Source organism: Micromonospora maritima, assembly GCF_902825405.1.
Lineage (GTDB): Bacteria > Actinomycetota > Actinomycetes > Mycobacteriales > Micromonosporaceae > Micromonospora > Micromonospora maritima.
This window is the reverse complement of the sequence record NZ_CADEAU010000631.1, coordinates 1-2726: the sequence shown is the minus strand read 5'-3', so window position 1 is coordinate 2726 and position 2726 is coordinate 1. Positions and strand designations below refer to the sequence as shown.

The 2726-nt window shown below is 75.2% G+C and carries 2 protein-coding genes; both read left to right on the top strand.

The window, feature by feature from the left end; translation table 11 throughout:
- Positions 1-154 precede the first annotated feature (154 nt).
- Positions 155-1012 carry a metallophosphoesterase family protein gene (locus HUW36_RS30250; protein ID WP_217428903.1) on the top strand — a complete coding sequence of 286 codons (858 nt, stop codon included), beginning with the start codon at positions 155-157 and terminating at the stop codon, positions 1010-1012.
- Positions 1013-1246: 234 nt separating this feature from the next.
- On the top strand, positions 1247-2726 hold a 1480-nt coding region (locus HUW36_RS30245), incomplete at its 3' end, for a type I polyketide synthase (protein WP_174531208.1).

Below are 2726 nucleotides of genomic sequence, written 5' to 3'. Positions count from 1 at the left end.
TGCTGCGCGACCGGCGCGCCGCGGACGTCACCCGCCGGCTGGAGGACCTGCTCGCCCGCTGGCGCGGCGCCGCCACCCCGCCGCCGCCCGCCGACGACCTGGCCGCCGCCGGCGAGGACGACATCTTCGCCATCATCCGACAGGAGTTCGGCAAATCGTGACCGCCGGCAGCGGGCGGTTGCTCACCATCAGCGACCTGCACGTCGGGTACGCGGAGAACCGCGCGCTGGTCGAAGGGCTGCGCCCCGACCACGACGACGACTGGCTGATCGTCGCCGGTGACGTCGGGGAGTACCTGCACGACGTCGAACGGGTGCTCGGCCTGCTCGCCGGCCGTTTCGCCCGGGTCGTCTGGGCGCCCGGCAACCACGAGCTGTGGACGCCCCGCGACGACCCGGTGCAACTGCGCGGCGAGGCCCGCTACCGGCACCTGGTGGACCTGTGCCGGCGGCTCGGCGTGTGCACCCCCGAGGACCCGTACCCGGTCTGGGACCCCGACGGCGACCCGGTGCTCGTCGTGCCGCTGTTCGTCGGGTACGACCACTCGTGGCGGCCACCGGGCACCTGGAACCGGGCCCAGGCGCTGGCGCGGGCGTACGAGACCGGGGTGGTGTGCACCGACGAGATCCTGCTGCACCCCGACCCGTACCCGAGCCGCGACGCGTGGTGCCGGGCCCGGGTCGTCCGCACCGAACGGCGCCTCGACGCCGAGCGCGGCGGCCTGCCCACCGTGCTGGTCAACCACTACCCGCTGGTCCGCGAACCCACCCGGATCCTGCGGCACCCCGAGTTCGCCCAGTGGTGCGGCACCGACCTCACCGCCGACTGGCACCTGCACTACGAGGCCCGCGTCGCCGTCTACGGACACCTGCACATCCCGCGCAGCACCCGCTACGACGGAGTGCGGTTCGAAGAGGTTTCCGTCGGCTACCCGCGCGAGTGGCGCCGCCGCGCCACCCCGCCCGGGCGGCCCCGGGCGATCCTGCCCACCCTCGCCGGACAGCTGCGCTGACCGTCCCGGCGGGACCGTCACGGCCGACGCCGGGCACCCCGCCGCCAGCGTGAATGAGGGGTCCCTAGGGGTTGGGGTCGCAGCTCAGCGCTCAGTAGCGTCCATGCACGGTGACGGGCCGGGTGCCGGCGTACCCCCGTCGCCGTCGGCCGTCCCCGGTCACCGGTGAGCCGCACCGGTGACCACCTCGGTGTTCGACGGAATCGATCGGCAGCAAGTTCGGGCGGGTGGATCATGGCGGACGAAGAGAAGCTCCTCGAACATCTCAAGTGGGTGACCACCGAGCTCCGACAGGCGCACCGGCGCCTGCGCGAGCTGGAGGAACCGGAGCCGATCGCCGTGGTCGGCATGGCCTGCCGGTTCCCCGGCGGGGTCGGCTCCCCGGAACAGCTCTGGGACCTGGTCGTCGCCGGCACCGACGCGACCGGCCCGTTCCCGACCGACCGGGGCTGGGACCTCGCCGGGCTGTACGACCCGGACCCGGACCACCCGGGCACCTCGTACTGCGACCGGGGCGGGTTCCTGGCCGACGCCGGCGACTTCGACCCCACCCTGTTCGGCATCAGCCCGCGCGAGGCCCTGGCCATGGACCCGCAACAGCGACTGCTGCTGGAGACCACCTGGGAGGTGTTCGAGCGGGCCGGTGTCGACGTCGGCACACTGCGCGGCAGCCGTACCGGCGTGTTCGTGGGCACCGCCGGCCAGGACTACGCGTCGGTGCTGCGCCGCCTGCCCGAGGGCGCCGAGGGGTACGTGCTGACCGGCACCGCCGCCAGCGTCATCTCCGGCCGCCTCGCCTACACGTTCGGCCTGGAAGGGCCGGCCGTCACGATCGACACCGCCTGCTCGTCGTCGCTCGTCGCCCTGCACCTGGCCACCCAGGCGCTGCGCGACGGCGAGTGCACCCTGGCCGTCGCCGGTGGCGCCAGCGTGATGGCCACCCCGGGCGGCTTCGTCGAGTTCTCCCGGCAGCGCGGCCTGGCCGCCGACGGACGCTGCAAGGCGTTCTCCGCCGCCGCCGACGGCACCGGCTGGGCCGAGGGCGTCGGCCTGGTCCTGGTCGAACGCCTCAGCGACGCCCGGCGGCTCGGACACCCCGTCCTGGCCGTGATCCGGGGCAGCGCGGTCAACTCCGACGGCGCCAGCAGCGGCCTCACCGCGCCCAACGGCCCGGCCCAGCAGCGGGTCATCCGCCAGGCGCTGGAGAACGCCGGCCTCACCCCGGCCGACGTGGACGTGGTCGAGGCACACGGCACCGGCACCACGCTCGGCGACCCGATCGAGGCGCAGGCGCTGCTGGCCACGTACGGCCGGGACCGGCCCGCCGGACGGCCGCTGCGGCTCGGCTCCCTCAAGTCCAATCTCGGCCACACCCAGGCCGCCGCCGGCGTCGCCGGTGTGATCAAGATGGTGCTCGCGCTGCGGCACGGCCTGCTCCCGGCCACCCTGCACGCCGACGAGCCGACCCCCCACGTCGACTGGTCGACCGGCGAGGTCGCCCTGCTCACCGAGGCGCAGCCGTGGCCCGCCGCACCCGACCGGGTCCGCCGGGCCGCCGTGTCCTCCTTCGGCATGAGCGGCACCAACGCCCACCTGGTCGTCGAGGAGGCCCCACCGGCCGAGCCCGACCCCGCCCCGGCGGCCACCGTGGACCGGCCGGTCGTGCCGGTGCTGCTCTCCGCCGCCCACCCGGCCGCGCTCGCCGCCCAGGCCG